This window comes from Pedobacter sp. HDW13, assembly GCF_011303555.1.
In the GTDB taxonomy this organism is placed as follows: domain Bacteria; phylum Bacteroidota; class Bacteroidia; order Sphingobacteriales; family Sphingobacteriaceae; genus Pedobacter.
Genome location: NZ_CP049868.1, coordinates 5,306,641 through 5,327,200, shown reverse-complemented (window position 1 = coordinate 5,327,200; position 20,560 = coordinate 5,306,641). Strand labels below are relative to the sequence as shown.

17 protein-coding genes are annotated in these 20,560 nt (G+C 38.2%); 10 read left to right on the top strand and 7 right to left on the bottom strand.

Annotation, left to right across the window (positions count from 1 at the left end):
* Positions 1-46 precede the first annotated feature (46 nt).
* The 8 genes from G7074_RS22115 (at position 47) to G7074_RS22080 (ending at position 13,173) form a co-directional block, all read left to right on the top strand.
* Positions 47-607, top strand: coding sequence for a DUF3575 domain-containing protein (locus G7074_RS22115; protein ID WP_124560366.1), 561 nt, complete (start codon positions 47-49; stop codon positions 605-607).
* Positions 608-649: 42 nt separating this feature from the next.
* Positions 650-1,192: a hypothetical protein gene (locus G7074_RS22110; protein WP_124560367.1), complete on the top strand. Its 543-nt coding sequence runs from the start codon at positions 650-652 to the stop codon at positions 1,190-1,192.
* A gap of 139 nt (positions 1,193-1,331) precedes the next feature.
* Positions 1,332-4,103 (top strand): outer membrane beta-barrel protein, encoded by a 2,772-nt coding sequence (locus tag G7074_RS22105; protein ID WP_166211431.1) that lies wholly within the window; start codon positions 1,332-1,334, stop codon positions 4,101-4,103.
* A gap of 6 nt (positions 4,104-4,109) precedes the next feature.
* Complete coding sequence (locus G7074_RS22100; RefSeq protein WP_124560369.1) at positions 4,110-4,871, top strand: GLPGLI family protein; 762 nt, start codon at positions 4,110-4,112, stop codon at positions 4,869-4,871.
* Positions 4,872-5,032: 161 nt separating this feature from the next.
* On the top strand, positions 5,033-6,649 hold the full coding sequence (locus tag G7074_RS22095; RefSeq protein ID WP_124560370.1) for a CTP synthase: 1,617 nt from the start codon (positions 5,033-5,035) through the stop codon (positions 6,647-6,649).
* A gap of 20 nt (positions 6,650-6,669) precedes the next feature.
* Positions 6,670-8,469, top strand: coding sequence for a membrane protein insertase YidC (gene yidC / locus G7074_RS22090; protein WP_124560371.1), 1,800 nt, complete (start codon positions 6,670-6,672; stop codon positions 8,467-8,469).
* 353 nt (positions 8,470-8,822) lie between these two features.
* A complete protein-coding gene (locus G7074_RS22085) occupies positions 8,823-11,675 on the top strand; it encodes a prolyl oligopeptidase family serine peptidase (RefSeq protein WP_166211428.1) in 2,853 nt (950 codons plus the stop codon).
* A 217-nt stretch (positions 11,676-11,892) separates the two neighbouring features.
* Positions 11,893-13,173 (top strand): nucleoside recognition domain-containing protein, encoded by a 1,281-nt coding sequence (locus G7074_RS22080; protein ID WP_166211425.1) that lies wholly within the window; start codon positions 11,893-11,895, stop codon positions 13,171-13,173.
* Between the two features lie 74 nt (positions 13,174-13,247).
* On the opposite strand, the gene G7074_RS22075 is transcribed toward G7074_RS22080, so the two are convergent.
* The 4 genes from G7074_RS22075 to G7074_RS26775 all read right to left on the bottom strand — a co-directional run bounded on the left by G7074_RS22075 (position 13,248) and on the right by G7074_RS26775 (position 16,700).
* Positions 13,248-13,490 (bottom strand): hypothetical protein, encoded by a 243-nt coding sequence (locus G7074_RS22075; protein ID WP_124560374.1) that lies wholly within the window; start codon positions 13,488-13,490, stop codon positions 13,248-13,250.
* A gap of 100 nt (positions 13,491-13,590) precedes the next feature.
* Complete coding sequence (locus G7074_RS22070) at positions 13,591-14,031, bottom strand: PaaI family thioesterase (RefSeq protein WP_124560375.1); 441 nt, start codon at positions 14,029-14,031, stop codon at positions 13,591-13,593.
* A 213-nt stretch (positions 14,032-14,244) separates the two neighbouring features.
* Entirely contained in the window at positions 14,245-15,378 is a 1,134-nt protein-coding gene (locus G7074_RS26780; RefSeq protein WP_240916574.1) for a TonB-dependent receptor, read from the bottom strand.
* A 5-nt stretch (positions 15,379-15,383) separates the two neighbouring features.
* Positions 15,384-16,700, bottom strand: coding sequence for a TonB-dependent receptor plug domain-containing protein (locus G7074_RS26775; RefSeq protein WP_205944106.1), 1,317 nt, complete (start codon positions 16,698-16,700; stop codon positions 15,384-15,386).
* A 187-nt stretch (positions 16,701-16,887) separates the two neighbouring features.
* Here G7074_RS26775 and G7074_RS22060 point away from each other — a divergent pair, with 187 nt between their 5' ends.
* Together G7074_RS22060 and G7074_RS22055 are read left to right on the top strand one after the other, a co-directional pair.
* Positions 16,888-17,091 carry a KOW motif-containing protein gene (locus G7074_RS22060; protein ID WP_124560377.1) on the top strand — a complete coding sequence of 68 codons (204 nt, stop codon included), beginning with the start codon at positions 16,888-16,890 and terminating at the stop codon, positions 17,089-17,091.
* Positions 17,092-17,274: 183 nt separating this feature from the next.
* Positions 17,275-18,123 (top strand): hypothetical protein, encoded by an 849-nt coding sequence (locus G7074_RS22055; RefSeq protein WP_124560378.1) that lies wholly within the window; start codon positions 17,275-17,277, stop codon positions 18,121-18,123.
* Positions 18,124-18,189: 66 nt separating this feature from the next.
* Here the strand turns inward: G7074_RS22055 and G7074_RS22050 are convergent, their stop codons facing one another.
* The 3 genes from G7074_RS22050 to G7074_RS22040 form a co-directional block, all read right to left on the bottom strand.
* Entirely contained in the window at positions 18,190-19,011 is an 822-nt protein-coding gene (locus G7074_RS22050) for an SDR family NAD(P)-dependent oxidoreductase (protein ID WP_166211422.1), read from the bottom strand.
* Positions 19,012-19,162: 151 nt separating this feature from the next.
* The gene (locus G7074_RS22045) at positions 19,163-19,744 is read right to left on the bottom strand and encodes a TetR/AcrR family transcriptional regulator (RefSeq protein WP_124560380.1); all 582 of its coding nucleotides are present in this window, start codon (positions 19,742-19,744) and stop codon (positions 19,163-19,165) included.
* Positions 19,745-19,832: 88 nt separating this feature from the next.
* Complete coding sequence (locus G7074_RS22040) at positions 19,833-20,534, bottom strand: DUF2461 domain-containing protein (protein ID WP_166211419.1); 702 nt, start codon at positions 20,532-20,534, stop codon at positions 19,833-19,835.
* Positions 20,535-20,560: the final 26 nt, after the last annotated feature.

Sequence of the window (20,560 nt, the reverse complement as noted above, 5' to 3'; positions counted from 1 at the left end):
ATTGCTATATTCAAAAAATTAATGCGCTACCTCAACTCATTACACTATGAAAAAAGTTATCCTCATGATGATATTTGGCACTTTCACACTCGTTGTCAAGTCTCAGGAACGGATCGGATTATTAATTAAAACCAATGCACTTAATGTTTTAGCTAAACGTCCGGCAATATCGGTTGAGAAAACTTTCGATGATAAATATGGTTTAGAGCTTTCTTATACAAGCGGAGAATTAAACTGGGGCAGAAATTATAAGTTTAATGGTTTCGTGCTGCGTGCAAAAATCTATGCTGACAAGATCGAAGCTAATACCTTAATTCCCTTTTATGGTTTATACGTTGGAAATTTAGAAAAGCGGATTTTTTCTAGTGCATCAGTAGATAATACTGGTTTTGTTTCTATAGGTAGAAATAGAAATTTCGAAGCCAATTCTTTCCGGAGCGGTATAAATATTGGTTTTTTATTCATTCCCCAAAAACGTTTTATCCTCGAAGGAACTACTGCCCTCGGTTATGGTAAATATTTTAATGTAAAAAATTACATCTCCAAGCCTGCTCCAAAAGGATATCTCGATTTTCAATTGTGGCTATCTGCCGGATATTATTTTTAATAGCCAGGACCTTAATAAACCTAAAATTTGTAATTTCGGAACATGAGAAAACTATCAATCTTCATTATCAGCTGTTTAATTGTATTTTCTGCCTGCCAATCGAAACAGGAGAAGAAAGCCGGATCTGTTGAATTCAAAAACGTTAACCAAAGTATGGCCAAATCTTTCTCAGATTTAAAAACACTCGATACTTTTAAAATTGAGCTTACGGGCAGAAAACCCGAGGATATGGTATTGACTTTTACCATTAAAAGAGCCGATGGAAAAGAGATTTATAACACCAAAATAAAAGGGACAGAGTTATTGGGTAGTACCGACCCGAATATTGATTTAACAAAAGAGAAAGATCAGATTGTTTTCATCAAAACCATTGCCGATGATTTTTTTAGCGATGAAAACTTTCTTGAACCAGCAGTAATGCCCGAAGATAAAGCCGATAATTATGTTCCGGACAAACCGCTGTACGAAGAATTGAAAAAAACAGGTTTAAATGGTTTCAAATATCGTTTAGGTAAAGAAAACAACATTTATATAGCCTGGAGTGAGAAAGAACGGAAAGTTAAGATTTATTATAATTGTTGCTAACCAGATGCAAAAAAATTAGCACAAAATAAGCCTCTTTCCTATTCAAAAAAATATTGCAAGTATTTTAGCTAAACTAATCGAATAGTTGTATTTTCACGCCTTATAGCCAAACAACTATTTACCAACGTTTTCTCTGTACATGCTCAAAAATCTCCTCGCCGTTTTTATTTTTTCGGTATTGTTTCTTCCTGTGTTCGCCCAAAAGGCCACTATTAAAGGTATTGTGGTTGATACCGTCGAGAAAAAAAATCTTTCAAACAGCTCAATACTGCTTATTAGCAGCAAAGATTCTATCCTGGTTAAAGATGTCAGGGCTAAAGCCAATGGCGAATTTGAACTGACCAACTTAAAAAAAGGCAATTACACCTTGGTTATCACCTACCCTAAAATGGCAGATTATATCCGCGATATCCAGCTATCCGATACGGCGAAATTTAACCTGGGTAAAATTGCAATGGACAGCAAAGCCACGCTCTTAAACGAGGTAGTAATTAAAGCGCAAAAACAAGCCATTAGTATGAAAGGCGACACCATTACCTACCAGGCCGATAGTTTCGCAGTTAAACCCCATGCCAATGTACAGGAACTGTTGAGGCGCCTGCCCGGAATTGAGGTAGATAGAAACGGAGCCATAAAAGCTGGCGGTAAAGATGTAAATACCCTTTTGGTTGATGGGGAAGAATTTTTTGGCGATGATCCGCTACTTGCCGCTAAATACCTAAAAGCCAACGCCGTTAGCGAAGTACAGGTTTACGATAAAAAAACAAAAGACGAAGAACTTACCGGCATTAAAGAAGGCGATGCGAAAGAAAAAGTGATGAATATTAAGCTGAAAGAAAATGCAAAAAATGGTTACCTCAGTACCCTCGATGCCAATAGCGACCTCAGTCATTTTAAAAACCTGGGCGGTATGGCCGGCATTTATAAAGGCAAGTTAAAAACGGCAGTATTTGGTTCGACAACAAACCTGAACCAGGATTCGAAGGCGAGTCAGGCCATGAGCAAAATAAAAGGTAACGATTATGATGTGATTGAAGTTGGTGATGATGGCAGTTCAGTGATGATTAGTTACGGCGGTAGTGACGACGATGATTATTTTTCGCCCACAAATGGCCTACCTGACGTAACAAGCTATGGTGCTCATTTTTCTGATAAATGGAATGAAAACAAACTGAGTCTTAAATTAAACTATAAAGGTAATAACCGCAATGTTTTAGACCGGAACACCTCTAAAAACCAATCGCTATTGCCCAATGGAACAAATTTCTTTAGCGAGAGCGCCTCAAATAGCGATAATAAAAGCAGTGGCCAAAGCTTAAGAGGAAATGTAGAGGTTAAATTAGACTCATCTGCTACCCTCAAAATATCGTTTTCAGGTAGCAAGTCGAGAAATAGCAGCGAAGATATTAATACAAACGAAACCAGAAATGATGCAGGTGATTTAGTAAACAACAGCAAGCAGCAAAACACAAGCGAAGGCAATAACAACCAGTTTAACGGCAATATTAACTACGCTAAAAAATTTGCAAAGAAAGGTCGTACCCTTTCTGTTGATGTACAGCCGGAAACCAAAAGAAACAGCGACACAGGCGAAAACCTGAGCACCACAAACTATTATGAAGCCGGAGTAGTAAGACCCGACAACCGAAATTATCTGAACGATAATTCAGGCAAACAGCATTCTTTTGCTACCCGGATATCGTACACCGAACCATTAAGTAAAAGATTATCGCTACAAACTGCCTATAGTTTTAAAACGATAGCTTCTAACAGTCATAAAATGGTTTTAGATAAAGACCTGAACAATACCCGTATCGATTCTTTGAGTAATAATTTCAATTTCAATAACTTTTCTAATATTGGTAAGGCCCTGTTGCAATACCGCGCTAAAAAGTTTTCAATTTCTGGCGGCATGGAAGCAACAGAAACCACATTTAAGTTAAACGACCTCGACAGAAAAAATCAATTCAACCGTAACTATATTAACTGGGCACCTCATACTAGTTTCGATTACAGGCTGGGTAAAAACGCCAATTTCTCAGTAAGTTATTATGGCAACACAGATCAACCTGATCTGGAGCAACTTCAGCCTATCAGGCAGGTAAACAACCCGCTTTACCAGGTGCTGGGTAATCCTAATTTAAAACCATCGTTTAACAATGGGGTAAGCTTTAACATTAACAGTTTTCAGCAAAAATCGCAGATGTACATGTATGCGTATGTAAGTTACAATTTTACCAAAAATGCAATTGTAAGTACCAGCACAGTCGATGAGTTTAACAAAACAGTTACCAGCTATACCAACTTAAATGGTGTAAATAGCTTGTATGGCAGTGCCAGTTTGCATAAGGGCTTTAGCAAATTGCATTTAAACACCAATTTAAATGTGAGTTATAGTCGTAACAGCTCACTTTCCATCCTTAACAACAAGCTTAACAAAAATGTGAGTAACAACATCAGCATCCGTCCGCGTATTGGTTATCATAGCCAGATTGTACAGCTTGAATACGGTCCTTCAATTACTTTTTCAAACAGCAGTTCATCTATCGGCGCCATAAACAATGGTAAAAGCTATAGCCATAATCACGATATACAGGGTACCATAAACTTACCCTACAGTACTGAATTTAGTACTAGCATCAACCTGTCATATCAACCAGCAAACAGTTCGTTTAGTACTCCGGTAAATGTTGCGATCTGGAATGCCTACTTATCAAAAAAAATGATGAAGGCGGAAGAGCTGGAATTTAAAATATCTGTATCGGATATTTTAGCCGAAAAAATAGGTTATAGCCGTAATGTTGGCGGTAACAACATCAGCGAAAATACCTACAGCTTTATTCCACGATATGTATTAATTGGTGTAACCTACAACTTAACTGGTAATTTCATTAAAGAAGATAAAAAATAATCAGGCATGAAAAACGCATTCTTAACGCTTATAATGATTTTAACTGTTGTGCTGGTTAAAGCTCAGACGGTTTTTATACAAAGCGCAAAAATAACTTTTGAAAAGAAAATAAACCAGAAACAACAACTTGCAGACAACGACTGGATATCGGATGATGCAAAGGATAAAATGAGCAAATACCGCACGTCGAACTGGGAATATCATTTTAACGACAGCACCTCTATTTACCGTTCGAAACCTAAAGAAACGTTAAACGATAGTCAATTCTTTTTCTTTTCGGGTGAAAATACCAGCGAGATCTTTACTGATTTCAGTAAGAAAAGCCGGGTACTGAGAAAACCTATAAATGGCGAAGATTTCATACTTAAAGATACCATCCCCCATTTAAAATGGAAAATTATGCACGATGTGCGCAAAATTGCAGGTTATGAATGTCGTAAAGCTATTGCCATTATAAATGATACCGTTTCGGTGGTTGCTTTTTACACAGACGAAATACTGCTACACGGCGGTCCCGAAGGTTTTACCGGTTTACCGGGCATGATTTTAGGCCTTGCCATACCAAGATACAATACTACCTGGTTTGCCACCAAAATAGAGGCAAAAAATGTACAGATATTAGCCATTGCTGCGCCAACCAAAGGGAAAAAGACCGACAACGAAAAAGATTTTAAAAAACTGATCGATCTTTACACCCGTTACGACGATAAAAAGAAGCCCAGAAAAACAGAAGACATCAAAAAAGAGATCTATAATCTGCTATTGTAATTTTATTCATCCGATAAATCAGTCAATATCAACCATATAAAACCCTCAAAAAATATTCTGGTTACAACTTAAAACCGGCGATAATTTTTCGTACCTTTGTATCCCGTACAAAAGCAATTAACCAGTGATTAAAAACTGGTTGATTTCACAAATTATCAAACATGACTAAGTATATTTTTGTTACGGGCGGTGTTACTTCCTCTTTAGGTAAGGGCATCATTTCCGCATCTTTAGCTAAACTTTTACAGGCACGTGGCTACCGTGTAACCATTCAGAAATTCGATCCATACATCAATATCGATCCGGGAACTTTAAACCCTTACGAGCATGGTGAATGTTTTGTAACCGAAGATGGTGCTGAAACTGATTTGGACCTTGGTCATTATGAGCGTTTCCTTAATGTTCCAACCTCGCAGGCTAATAATATTACTACCGGCCGTATTTACCAGAATGTAATTAACAAAGAACGTAAAGGCGAATATTTAGGTAAAACTGTGCAGGTGGTACCCCACATTACCGATGAGATTAAACGCAATATGCGCATCCTGGGCGAAAGCGGTGAGTACGACATTGTAATTACCGAGTTAGGTGGTACCGTTGGCGATATCGAATCTTTACCATTTATTGAAGCTGTACGTCAGTTTAAATGGGAAGAAGGCAATACGAACGCTATTGTAATTCACTTAACGCTGGTGCCTTACTTAGCTGCTGCTGGTGAGTTAAAAACCAAGCCTACGCAACACTCTGTTAAAGCATTATTGGAGTACGGTATTCAACCTGATATCCTGGTTTGCAGAACAGAGCACCACTTAAGTTCAGATCTGAGAAAAAAAATCGCCTTATTCTGTAACGTTAACATCAATGCGGTAGTCGAATCGATGGATGCATCTACTATTTATGATGTGCCATTGTTGATGTTAAAAGAACAATTGGATAAAACTGTTTTATCAAAATTAAAACTGCCTACCAAAAACGATCCGGATATGGAAAGCTGGAAAGATTTCTTAGGCCGTTTAAAAAACCCAACTGCCGAGGTAAGAATTGGTTTGGTGGGTAAATATGTAGAATTACCTGATGCCTATAAATCAATTATCGAATCTTTTGTACACGCCGGTTCGAAAAATGAATGCAAGGTAAAAGTAGAGTATATTCACTCTGAAGGTATTTTTGCTGATAATGTAAAAGAAAAACTAGGTCACTTACAAGGCGTTTTAGTAGCGCCTGGTTTTGGTAGCCGTGGTATTGAAGGTAAAATTGATACCATTAAATATGTTCGTGAGAACAATGTTCCTTTCTTTGGTATTTGTTTAGGTATGCAATGTGCAGTAATTGAGTTTGGACGTAACGTTTTGGGCTTAAAAGATGCGCATACTACTGAAATTGAAGAAAACACTGCAAATCCGGTAATCAATATGATGGAAGAGCAGAAAAAAATAACCAATAAAGGTGGAACTATGCGTTTAGGCTCATACCCTTGCGACATTAAAAAAGGTACAAAGGCTTATGGCATTTACGGCAAAGCACACATTAACGAGCGTCACCGTCACCGTTACGAATTTAACAATGAATATTTAAAGCAATACGAAGAGGCAGGAATGATTGCTTCGGGTATTAACCCACAAACCAATTTGGTTGAAATTGTGGAGCTTAAAAACCATCCATTTTTCGTTGGCGGACAGTTTCACCCCGAATTAAAATCAACAGTTGCTAATCCTCACCCACTTTTTGTTAAATTTGTCGCCGCTGCGATGGAGTTTGCGAAAAAGAAAACGAATTAAAAGCAGTACAGACACAAATAATGGATAGAAATACCTTTACAGGATTGTTCCTGATTATGATCATTTTGGCAGGATCATTCTACTTTTTGAAGCCGAATGAGGCTGAAATGAAAAAAGCCAAAGAAACAGAACGTTTAGATTCTTTGAAAAAAGCTGGCGTTTCGCCTATACAAAAAGATACAACAAAAACTGCAGTTATTAACCCAGCTGTAGATTCTTTAGCTTTAAAAGGCCCTTTTGGTACTGCGATAACCGGAACTGAATCGAGCACTGTTTTAGAAAATGAGAATTTGTTGATCACCCTAAGCAATAAAGGTGGTAAAATTTCATCAGTTGAAATTAAAGGACAAAAAACATTTGCAGGTGAACCTTTGGTTTTATTTTCTGGCAACCAGAATAAATTTGGTTTAAGCTTAAATGCAGCTGGTAAAGTAATTAACACCAACGATTTATACTTTACACCAACTAAAACGGGTAATACGGTTACCATGCGTGCAAACTATGGCGCCAATGCTTATGTAGAGTATGTTTACGACTTAAAAGCATCAAGTAACAAAGTTGCGTTCAATATTAATCTGGTTGGTTTACAGCAGGTAATTGCGGGTAACAATATTGGTTTAAATTGGCAAACAACCCTATTGCAACAAGAAAAATCAATTGAGAGCGAGCACCGTTATTCTGCACCTTACTACAAATATTTAGATGGCGATGTAAACCATTTAAGTGTTTCAAAAGATGAAAAAGAAGAACTTGCTAAAGGAAAAATCCAGTGGTTCTCTTTCAAACAACACTTTTTCTCGGCTTCTTTAATTGCTAAACAAGCTTTCGAAAAAGGAAGTTTAGAAGTTAAAATCCCAACAGCACCTGGTCAGGTTAAGTTTTACGATGCCAACATGCAATTGCCTTATGCGCATACTGCAAATCAGGCTTACGAAATGGAGTTCTACTTTGGTACCAACAAATTCTCTGCTTTAAAAGCACAGGGATACGATTTAGAACAACAAGTTGATATGGGCTACTGGCCATTGAAATATATTAACCGTTTCATTGTATTACCTGTATTTAATTTCTTAAACAGCTTTGGCTGGAACTACGGTTTAATCATCCTGGTACTAACCATTTTGTTAAAAGTAGCTTTATCGCCACTTACCTACAAGTCATACCTATCAATGGCTAAAATGCGTGTATTGAAACCAGAAATGGATGAGATTAAAGCTAAAGTAGGTGAAGATAACCCAACATTGGTTCAGCAGGAATATTTAAAGCTTTACAAAAAGGCTGGTGTAAATCCATTAGGTGGTTGTTTACCAATGGTACTACAGTTACCACTGGTTATGGCTTTCTTCTTCTTCTTCCCTAACTTGTTCGAGTTACGTGGCGAGAGTTTCTTGTGGATGAAAGATTTATCAACTTATGATGAGTTTATCCGTTTCGGTGTTAAGCTACCTTTCATTGGCGATCACTTAAGTTTAATGTGTGTATTGATGACCATCTCTACATTGATTATGACTTATTTCAACAACCAGGTTTCGGGTGCTACCGGTCAGATGAAATATATCGGTTACATTATGCCAATCATTTTCTTAGGGGTATTAAATAGCTATCCTGCTGGATTAAACTATTACTACTTCTTAGCCAACTTAATGACTTTCGGTCAGCAGTTCCTAATCCGTAAAATGGTTGATGATGATAAAATCCACGCTTTAATTCAACAGAACAAAGCGAGACCAGCTGATGAGAAAAAGAAAAAATCTAAATTCCAGCAGCGTTTAGACGATTACATGCGTCAACAACAACAGCAACAACAAACTAAAAAATAGTTTCTCGTCTCTATACGAAAACCCTCAATTGCTTTAAGTAATTGAGGGTTTTTAGTTTAAAGGAGCATGGAGCAATGTGCGTAGAGCATAGCATTAAAATAGAAAATCGTCATCTCGACTAAAGCTCAGCGGAATGCCTGCCCGGACAGGCGGGGAGAGATCCGTTTAATAGATTTCTGACTTGGTTGCACTCCGCTCGAAATGATGGTATGTTGAGAGGGTTATATGTTTTTCAGACAATCACAATAAAACCCTTACAATTGTAATATTTGGCATACAAGTTTCCTATTAAGCTAAAATTTTCCAATTTTAGAAGATTAAATCTCAACCAACAAATTAATTAACTTATTAAAATGCATAAGAGACTAACACTTATTCTGTCTTTCGTTGTCAGCTTAACCTACGCGCAAAAGAAGCCATTAAACCATAGCGTTTATGATACCTGGGAATCGGTAGGTTCAAAGCAGTTATCTAACAATGGTAATTGGGCTATGTATAGTATTTTGCAACAAGAAGGCGATACACAACTTTACCTCAATAACCTTAAAACCAATTCTAAATTAAATATTGCCCGCGGTCTTAATGCTCAGTTTAGCAACGATTCGAAATTTGCGGTGTTCAATATCCGTCCTTTCAATAAAGATCTGCGCCAGGCTAAAATCAAAAAAACGAAAGCAGATGAGCTGCCAAAAGATTCATTGGGTATAGCCAACTTAACAACCAATGCCATTACAAAGGTCGCAAGGGTAAAATCGTTCAAATTCCCTGAAGAGGGCGCAGGTATTTTAGCTTATTTAAGCGAAAAACCAGATACTGCAAAAAAAACAGTTAAACCTGTTGAGAAAAAAGATGGTGAAACCGATTTTGCAGATGATGAACCTGCCGGAAAAGGTAAAACTGATGAAGGAACTGATTTAGTGGTAAAAAACCTTATTACCGGAACAGATAAAACCTATAAATTCGTTACTGATTATTATTTCAGCAAAGATGGTAAGCAATTGGTGTTTACCTGTAGCGGATCTAAAAAGGACAAGACTGCCCCTCAGGGTGTATTTTTACTAAATACTGAAAAAGGCATGCTTAAAACGCTTATAAAAGGCAAAGGAAGCTTCAAAAACTTCACTTTTGATGAGGAAAATGAACACGTAGCCTTTGTTGGAGAACAAAGTCCGGAAAAGAAAGAAATTAAAGATTATAATGTTTACTATAACTCTTTAACATTAGATACGGCCCAAATACTGGTTGACTTTGATATGCCAGGCCTACCTGCAAAATGGACAGTTAATGGCGATGGTAAAATTACTTTTAGCAAAGATGGCAAGAAATTGTTTTTCGGCATCTCTCCTATTAAAAAAGCAAAAGATACCACCATTGTAGATTTTGAAGTTGCCAAAGTAGATGTTTGGAATTATAAGGATGATTATCTGCAGCCTATGCAACTAAAAAATGTAGATAGAGACAGTAAGAAAAGCTATTTATCAGTAATTGATGTCTACAGCAGCGATCCTAAGGTAATTCCTTTAACCGATTTAACCCTGCCAGACGCCAGTATAATGGCTGATGGCGATGCTGATCTGGTTTTAGCATCAACTGATTACGGCCGCAGAATTGAATCGCAATGGAGCGGTTCAACCAGCAAAGATTATTATCTGGTAAATGCCAAAAATGGTCAGCGCAAAAAGATTATAGAAGGTTTAAATGGTTACGCCATAGCTTCTCCTGGTGGAAATTACGTGTTATACTTTGATAGAAAAGCAGGCAGCTGGAACACCTATGCTGTAGCTACCGGAAAGGTAACTACATTAACCACAGGCTTAAATGTAAAGTTTGTAGATGAAGAGAATGATGTGCCTGATCTTCCTTCGGCATATGGTTTAGCCACCTGGACTGAGGGCGATAAAGCTATTTTAATTTACGACAAATACGATATCTGGTCATTCTCTCCGGATGGTAAATCGGCTGCAAAAAATATCACCGCAGGTTTTGGAAGAGCAAACAATCTGACTTTCCGTTACCAAAAAGTACAGCAAGATAGATCAGAAAGAAACGCCGATAAATTTGTTAAAGCAAATGAACTGGTTTGGCTAGATGCTTTTAACAATACTACCAAAGAAAACGGTTTCTATCGCACCAATGTAGGTTCAGCTAAAGCCCCCGAACTGATGATAATGGCTAAAGCAAAATATTCGACCCTGACTAAAGCCAAAGATGCCGATTTATATATTTATGATAAAGCCAGCTATGTAGAATCGCCAAATGTTTACCTAACCGCAGATTTTAAAACGGAAACTAAATTAAGCAACACCAATCCACAACAACAAAACTATAACTGGGGAACAGCTGAGCTTGTAAAATGGACTACGCCTAAAGGTTACAAAGCAGAAGGTATTTTGTACAAACCCGAAAATTTCGATCCGAACAAAAAATACCCAATGATTGCTTATTTCTACGAGAAACTTACAGATGGTTTGTATGGTTACCAGGCGCCTGCACCTACTCCATCGCGTTTAAACATTTCATATTTTGTAAGTAACGGTTACCTGGTTTTTGCTCCCGATATTAATTATGAAACTGGTCATCCGGGTAAATCAGCTGTTGAATACATCAATTCAGGTGTAGAAAGCTTAAAAAAAAACAGCTGGGTTGATGGCAGCAAAATTGGTATCCAAGGTCAAAGCTGGGGCGGTTATCAGGTTGCTTATTTAATTACGCAAAACAATATGTATGCAGCTGCCTGGGCTGGTGCACCAGTAGCCAATATGACTTCAGCTTACGGTGGTATTCGTTGGGAAACCGGTATGAACCGTCAGTTCCAATACGAAAAAACACAGAGCCGCATTGGTGCTACCCTTTGGGAAAAACCTGAGTTATACATCGAAAACTCACCTTTATTTATGTTCCCTAAAGTAAATACACCTGTAGTAATTATGGCAAACGACGCTGACGGAGCTGTGCCCTGGTATCAGGGGATTGAAATGTTTACGGGTCTGCGTCGTTTAGGTAAGCCAGTTTGGATGTTAAACTACAACGGTGAAGCGCACAACCTGGTTCAACGTCAAAACCGTAAGGATATTCAAATCCGCGAGCAACAATTTTTCGATTATTATTTAAAAGGAACGAAAGCACCAATTTGGATGACTACCGGAATTCCGGCAACTGAGAAAGGAAAAACATGGGGCTTTGAGTTAACCGACGATAAGCCATAACTAATCAGGGGTCTTAAGTCCTTAGTCTAAAGCCCATATTCAATAGTAACGCACTATTGGCTATGGGCTTTTTAGGTTAATAGTGTATAGTTAATGGCTTATCGTCAAAACAACTATCAGTTATCGGCCATTAACCATCACGAACCAACTTTACCCCTAACTTGGCACTATGGGTTAAAAAAGCTATTTTCACGCAACAAAAAACTAAACACATTCAATGGCATTAAGCAGAATCTGGTCGGCATTTATTATTGTAGCTATCGTTGTAGCGGGTATTAAATGTATTTTCTTTGGGCAAAGCGATATTTTTAACTGGATGGTGATTGGTAAATCATCCGATCCGTTAAACCCTTTAAAGCTTGATGGTATAATTGAAACCTGTTCAATCGCCGTAAAATTATGTATTGAACTGGTTGGTACCCTGGCCTTATTTATGGGTTTTATGAGTATTGCCGAAAAAGCTGGCGGTATCCGTTTATTATCTAAAATTATTAGTCCGTTTTTCTCAAAACTTTTCCCTGAAGTACCAAAAGGACATCCATCTATGGGGCACATGATTATGAATTTCTCTGCCAATTTATTGGGTTTAGATAATGCTGCCACCCCATTTGGTATAAAGGCTATGGAAAGCCTTCAGGAGTTAAACCCCAATAAAGACGTAGCCAGCAACCCACAAATTATGTTTTTGTGTTTGCATGCTGCAGGATTATGTTTAATTCCGGTGAGTGTAATCGCCATCCGTTCTACCCAAAATGCCTCCGATCCTACCGATATATTTATTCCCTGCATGATTGTTACCTTTGTTGGTACAATGGCAGCTATGCTGATTGTTTCCTTCAAACAGAAAATCAATCTACTACAGCCGGTAATATTAACCTGGGTTTTAGGTATTTCTATAGTAATTGCGGCTATAGTATGGTATGTAAGCAGCTTAAACGCCGCAGGAGTAACCTCTTTTTCGGGCCTGCTTAGCGGTGGATTGATCTTATTAATTTTCCTGCTTATTGTACTGGGTGCACTCTATAAAAAGATAGATATATTCGATTCTTTTGTGGCCGGTGCAAAAGGCGGCTTCGAAACGGCTATAAAAATTATCCCGTACCTTGTTGGTATTCTGGTTGCCGTTTGTATGCTTAGAACCAGCGGAACTTTCGACGTAGTGATGAACGGCATTAAACACATATTTCTATTTTTTGGCGCCGATACCCGCTTTGTTGATGCCCTGCCAACTGCCTTAATCAGACCTTTGAGCGGTGGCGCTGCACGCGGTATGATGGTGAGTACCATGATCACCAATGGCCCGGATTCGTTTGCAAGCCGATTATCAGGCGTATTTCAAGGTGCCTCTGACACTACTTTTTACGTAGTAGCTGTTTATTTTGGTTCAGTGAGCATCAGAAATACACGTTACGCCATTGGTTCAATGCTCCTGGCCGATTTAATAGGTGTAATTACAGCCATTACCATGGCCTACCTGTTCTGGCCAACGTTAAAATAAAAGCATAAAAAATCCTTGTTTGATTAAACCAAACAAGGATTTTTCCTTATGAGCTTTATTTTTATAAAAATCTTTTAAGAAACCGAAGCCGGCAAACAAATTCTGCTGATAATTTCATCAATGGCATCAGGATCTATGGCTGCGTTTTTAGAAGCACACCATTTTTCGCTCTTGTTATCTAACCAGATACAAAAAGAATGGTAACCATCTAAAACAACAGCGTAAGTTTCATGAAAATCATCTTGAATACGCATGCAAAATCCTTTAAAAATTTTGCCTCTAACAATGAATTGCAAGGTTGAATAATTTTCTAACATGGCTCATTATATTTTTGGTTAATTTATAACACTTTGTTAACGAGAATGTTTTGTTAATTTTAAGGAATTAATAATTTTTTTCGTTATCGTTAAAAAAGACTTAACCTATGTTTAACATGTTGGAATAGCCTTTAGCTATTAAACGCTTTTTCGAAGGTAAAAATATCTCGCATTGCAAATTTAAAATGGTCCTGCCTCTTTTTACAATCGCTGTTTCGGCTATAATTTCATCTCCTTCACTTGCAGTAGCAAAATAATCAATGTAGTTGTTCACCGTGGTATATCTGTCATTCAAACCCATGGTATAAACGGTGGCACCAATCAGATCGTCGATAATACCTGCCGTTACGCCTCCATGTAAAATCTGGTATGGATTGGTCATTTCTTTGCGCACCGTATACTGGCAAACTAAAATACCAAACTCGGCCTTTACCAAAACCGGGGCGAGCCAATTCATAAAATTAGAAGGCGACGAAGTAATGACTTTGCCTATTGATTGCCTTAAGAAATTTAGTCTTTTTTCGCTTAAAGATTCTTCCATGAGGTATAATTTAATGTAATACGGATTTAAATATATGAAAATAGGCAATGAGATGAAAAACAGAAGGGTTTGATAAAAAGCAAGCGGAAGATATTTGATACCTCCCGCTTACTAAACGAAACATTAAACCTCAGCACGTAGCTGTAAGCCGTTCAGAAGTAATTGTCACAGCAATTAACCATAATCTCTATTGCCCACCTAATTTTACTACTATTAAATCGGGATAATCACTTTAAAGCTCATATTTCTGCCCATATTGTAAATCCCGGAGCGGCCATTTGGTGAAGCAGTATAATACTCGAAATACTTTAAACGATTTAAATTGGATTGATAAGCTTTGTTAAAAATATTATCAACCTGGATAAAAACATCGAATAAAGTTTTGTCTTTCCGGTTTACAATCGTTGATCCGATGCCACCATTAATTAAAGTATAGCCTTTGGTAAAGGTTTCGGTATCATCTAAACCATAAAACTTATTTTGATCGGCAAAAATAGCCGCATCAATTTTAACATAAGGTTTGCTTAAAAAGCCAATGGCATGCTGTGCCGTTGCTTTAAGCTCTGACCTGATTTGCAATGGCGGGATAAACGGCAGGTATTTTGCTTTATTGCCCTGCTTAGCCAAAAGTTCTTTATTTTGGTTTAAGCCAACTACATAAGCCATGCTATTGTTAAAAGTTAACCATTTAATTGCTGCCGGATGAAGGTTAGCAGCTACTTCAGCACCATACAATCGCGCTTTTGATTGCTGATACTGGTAGGTTAAATTACCCGGTACAATAACCACCGGATTGCCATTTGCATCGGTTAAGCGCGATTGATAAATGTAATTCTGAATATTGTTGTTAAAAAGCTCCAGACTGATATCAGCATCCTTTAAGTAAGCAATTAAACCAATATCTTCCTGCAGGTTAAATTCCGGTTTAAAAGTCCTGTTACCCAAATAAACAATGTGCGCACCCGGATCTAAACCGTTTGAGCCAATTTCGGTAATATTTGGTGCACGGTAGCCCCGGGCAATATTGGCTTTAATTAATAACTGCTCAGAAATATTATAGGTTAAGCCTAAACTCCCTGATACACCGTAATAGTTTTTGCTAAACGATGGGAATTGCAAGTTTGCACCTGAAACAGCTGCATTTACCTGCTTACCGAAACCGGTTTGTGCATCAGTACCTACGTAAAAATCGGCCCAGTTAATGTTTCTCCTGTCCAGTCTGATTCCGCCCGAAATATCAACCTTACCAAAGGTTTTCTTGGCAAAATAGAAAGCACCAATATCAAAGAGATCGTAATCCGGGATAGGAAAATCGGTAGCTGCCTTGCTCCTGTTGGCCTGGTACATACCATTCACACCAATTGTACTTTCAATCCCGAGAAATCAGGCAAGTTGTATTTAAGGTCGTAATTAAAAGTATTTAATACTACATAAAGTCCGGCTTGCTGAGGTACAGTTGGGTGATTATATTCACGGCGCACGCTTTGTTGACCGCCTAAAAGGATGTTCAGGTCGCTGTTGCCAAATTTAAACTGGCTGGTATTGTAAAACCTATAATGCTGAATGTGCTGATGTAAAGGGTTTATGCCATAGGTATTCAGTTCATTATCGGGCACAATGGGCCTTTTTTTGATATCATCGCCATCATCCAGTATCTGGCGCGTAAATTTCCTCGAAAGTGAATCCCTGCTCCCATCGGGTATTTCCATTAAATTATCGTAATAGGTTACAGCAGTTTTCGAAAAACCCCAGTGTTTATCTACACGGGCTGATGCCGAGAAATTATATTCTCTGAAAGCTGTTCCATAAACCAAACCATCTATTTTATTTTCATAGTTGTGTGCTGTTTTTCCAGTTCCCCTGACGGTAAATTTCCAATCGTTTTTAATGAAGGCTAATCCCAGCGAGGAACCGATCATACCGTTATTGGTTTGGTAATTGGTTGTAAAATCGCCTTTCAACTTTCCATTTGCGAAATTCGGACTATAGGGAATCATATTGATAACACCAGCCAATGCATCAGAGCCGTAAGTTAAACTGGCTGGTCCTTTTACCACTTCAGCTCTTGCAATTCCATACTCATCTACCTCAATACCATGCTCATCGCCCCATTGCTGCCCTTCCTGCCTCAATCCATCGTAAAGCGTTAAAACCCGGTTATAGCCCAATCCCCGAATAAACGGCTTTGAAACATTCGGGCCTGTAGTTACCGCTGTAACCCCTGGTACTCCTTTTACAATAGCTTCAATCAGGTTGGTATTAACGTTCTGATCCATCGCTTTTTTAGCAAGTACAGCAATAGGTACAGGGCTTTTACGTAACTCAGTAGCCCGATTTACGCCGGTAATAACCACATCCTTTAAATTAGCTTCCATCGAAATCAGATCGACATTAAGGAAAGTAGTATCGTTATTTACTGTGATTTTAATTTTTTTGTTCTGATGCCCAACACCAGAGAATAAAACATCGTAGCTACCCGAAGGGATATCATTAAAGTGATATGCACCAGATTGATTTGATTTGGTAGCTTTATTTAAACTAAGAATTTTAACGGTAATATTTTCTGTCGGACTATTTTGAGAAGTAACCAGACCTTGCAATACGGTTTGCTGCCCCCTGGAAACGAGGCCAATAAAAAGAAAAGTACTAAGGAGTATAAAAGCTTTCATCAATCTTTATTTGTCTAAATATAATTTTAGACAAATCTAAATTTAAATTTATACTTATCAAATAAAATATTTAGATATTATTTATAATCCTATTTTTTTTGCTGCTTAATCTTTATTATATATATCTTAGTGAGGGATTTATTCCAATTAAGCTTATCCCAGAAAACTAGAAATCAACATATAGAATATGGACAATCAAAACCCAGCGCTATTAAAAGATGGCGACCAGTGCCTGGTAGTTGCCGGTACACATAAAGGGAAATCGGGTACGGTACGTGATATTAATACCAGCAAAACTGGTCACATTACCATTACTGTGGTGCAGGAAAATACGGTACGTTTTAAAACCCTTGGAAAAAATGTGGTAGTTAGCCAACCAGCCGGCAATTAACTGACATTTTTGGACTGTTAAATCGGTATAATTTCTATAGACAATTACAGCGAAACAATAATCCTTAAAACCAAACTCACTAGCATACAGACACTTTCAGGTATTCGTATCTAAAACTTACACTATCGTGATTTGGGTGTCTACAAATGGCATAATTTTTATAATTTTAACGGCAATATGCCGATGTCTTTAACCCCGCTTTCCGAAGCAGATTTGTTGCAGTTTGAAGATCAACTTACTGACCAGGAAAAGTCAGTTCACGAAAATTTCACAAAACTGATTCAGCTATACCAGCGCTTTGAATTAAATGAGCAATCGCTGAATAAGTTTGAGCATATGGCTTCGGCTACGCGGATTAAAAGCGATTATGAGTTAAAGAAAACACATTGGGACGGCGAATTGGTTGAATTAAAAAAGCAATTCAAATTACTTGATAACCGGATTACCGCTGCAGAGCAAAAAATGTCGCGGGGTATACCAGACGACCTGCTGATTATGGAAAAAATGATTGCCGAACAGGAACTCATTGTAGCCGACCAGGAAAAACTAAACCAAGCCGAAGCAGCATTAATCAGTCATGTGCGCGAGATCGATATCGAATATGGAAAGCAACAGGAAAAACTGAACCAGCAACGTTTACAGCCTAAAACGGAAAGCTTAACCAATATTACCGAAAAACTGGAAGAGCTGCGTACGGCAGAGCAAAAAACAAAACTTAAGGCAAACTTAATTGCCCTCTTGCCTATTCTAGGCATTCCCTTGTTGTTCGATTACCTGACTAAGAATTTTGGATTGTTAAGTACTCAGTCTACACATTCGCTTATAACAGGGCACTTTATTTTTCTAATCGTTTTAATTTTGATTGAAATATTTTTAGCCGATAAAATCCGGAAAAAGGTTTCTGTTTACCTGGCCTCAGGCTATCTGAAAGCACAACTAAACCACTTAAAGCAGTACGCTGCAGAAAACCAGCAAAGCGTTAACAGGATCGAAAATACCTATAAAATTAAGCTGGCAGATATTAATGCGTAAAAACATTAATTACAATAAATGCCCCACAAAAGACCGATCGGTCTTTTGTGGGGCAAAAAAAAGGGATTAGTTTCCGTGAGCAGCCTCAGATACGGATTTCCAGGCTTCGAAAGTGTTTAAACGCTCTCGATAAATTTCTGTTACAGCAGCATAGGCAAATTTACCGAACAGTACACGCAAAGGTGGATTGCTGTCATCAACCAAATCGAGTATAGGTGCAGCAGTTGCCTGCGGATCGCCAAAAATACCCGGAGCTGAGGCAGCTTCCTGAAAGCCTTGTTTTACCGGATGATAAGCTTCAATAGCTGTAGTTTGCACTGCTGAAGCTCCTGCCCAATCAGTAGTATAACCATTTGGTTCAATCAGGGTAACGTGTATCCCGAAATCTTTTACCTCAGAGGCGAGTGTTTCACTCAACCCTTCAACTGCAAATTTCGAAGCGTTGTATATACCCAATACCGGCAAGGTAACCAAGCCTAAAAAGCTCGATACCTGAATGATATGACCGCTCTGTTGCGCACGCATTACTGGCAATACAGCCTGCGATAACCAAAGTACGCCAAAGAAATTCGTCTCCATTTGGTTGCGGGCTTCTGCTTCGCTCGTTTCTTCTACTGCACCAAACAAGCCATAACCTGCGTTATTAATCAGCACGTCGATCCGTCCAAAATGATCGGCAACGGCCTTTACTGCTCCAAAACTTGCATCCCTGTTGTTTACATCAAGCTGCACGGGCAATAACTGGTCGCCATATTGCGCTTTCAACTCCGTAAGCGATTCTAAATTTCTTACTGTTGCGGCTACTTTATCGCCACGTTTTAAAAATGCTTCAGTCCAGATTTTTCCAAACCCGCGTGAAGCTCCTGTGATTAAGATTACTTTTGACATTTTATTTATTTGTTAGTTCAATAGTTCATTGGTTAATAGTCTATAGCCAAGCACTTAACACTGTCCTATCCATGAACTGTTGGTTATTTGTATTTTGGTTATTGGTTATTACACAAAATATACCTATCGGTTTATTTTAGATCAAAAAAAATTAAACTAGGTATGATTCAAAATCAGCTTTGATGCTATCCATAATGATGTTCATTTGCTCATTGGTTTCCAGTACTTTACTACATAAAATGGCACCTTCAATCATGGCGAATGTTTTGATACTAAAGTTTTTGGCGTTCATATCTGTACTTAGTTCTCCATCTTCTACACCATCGCTCACAATATTGAAAATCCTTTTTTGCGCTGAACGGATTCCTTTTTTTACGTATTCTTTAATGCTGTCGTTGGTGTCATCGGCTTCGGTGCCAAAATTTAGCAAGGGACATCCTCCCTCATCACTTTTAATACTTTTATAGGCTTCAATCAGGTTAAAAAGTTTCTCTTTTGCCGTTCTTCCCTGCGCCACGGCCCTATCCAGCGAATTGGCCAGCGTGGTGGTTAAATAAAAGAAAGATTCTTTACAAATCTCGTCCTTGTTTTCGAAGTTTCCGTAAATGCCACCTTTAGTTAATTTAGTCGCCTCCATAATATCGCTTAGCGAAGTTGCAGCCATTCCCTTCTTGTTGATAATGGTGGCTGATTTTTCTATAATAAATCTTCTGGTGCGCTCTGCTTTATTCATGATCGTAGATTCAAGGCTTAAAATTAAACCATTTGGTATATTTTAAAGAATGCATTTCAAAAAAAGACTTTTAAATTACTTATGCTTTTTATTCCGTTTCGCCATTGGCATCGCCCGTTAGTACTGCGCTCATGTAATCAAAAAACGGTCGCATGGCTGCGAAGGTTTGTCCTGCATGCTGCAAAAAACCTGGATCAAGCACTTCCTCATCATCAAATTTCCGGACCAGCAAAAACTGTTTGTAGCGTAACAAATCAATTTCGGGATCATTTTTAGCAAAACCTTTTGGCGCTGTAGCCAATTGCTCGCCTTTTAGTGTACCAAAATTAGCTACAAATTCTTTGCTGCCTATAATTTTCCTCAAAGGCGTCCCGTCAAAGGCAATATCTTCTCTAATCAGCTTGATATCTGCCGGCGAGGGTGCCCAGAATCCGCCTGCCACAAAACTGTTGCCTGCCTCGATATGAAAATAATAGCCACCTCTCCTCTGTTTCGATGCACGTTTAAAACTGCCACTCCAATGCGATTTGTAGGGGGTTTTGTCTTTAGAGAAACGGGTATCGCGGTAAATCCGGTACAAGCTCTTTTTGCCGCTTTGGGTTTCAATTACATCAGTTAAATTCAGTACACCCAAAAGTGCAGATGCAAATTCTTCAATATAAGTTTGTTGTGCTATAAACTCTTCTTTATGGTCGTTAAACCATTCTCTGGTATTATTTGCCTTTAATTGAGTAAGAAATTCGATACTTGATGCCGGTATCGTAGTTACTTCAGCGCTCTTATTCTTCATTTTTCAGGGTTAGAAATTGAATCAAA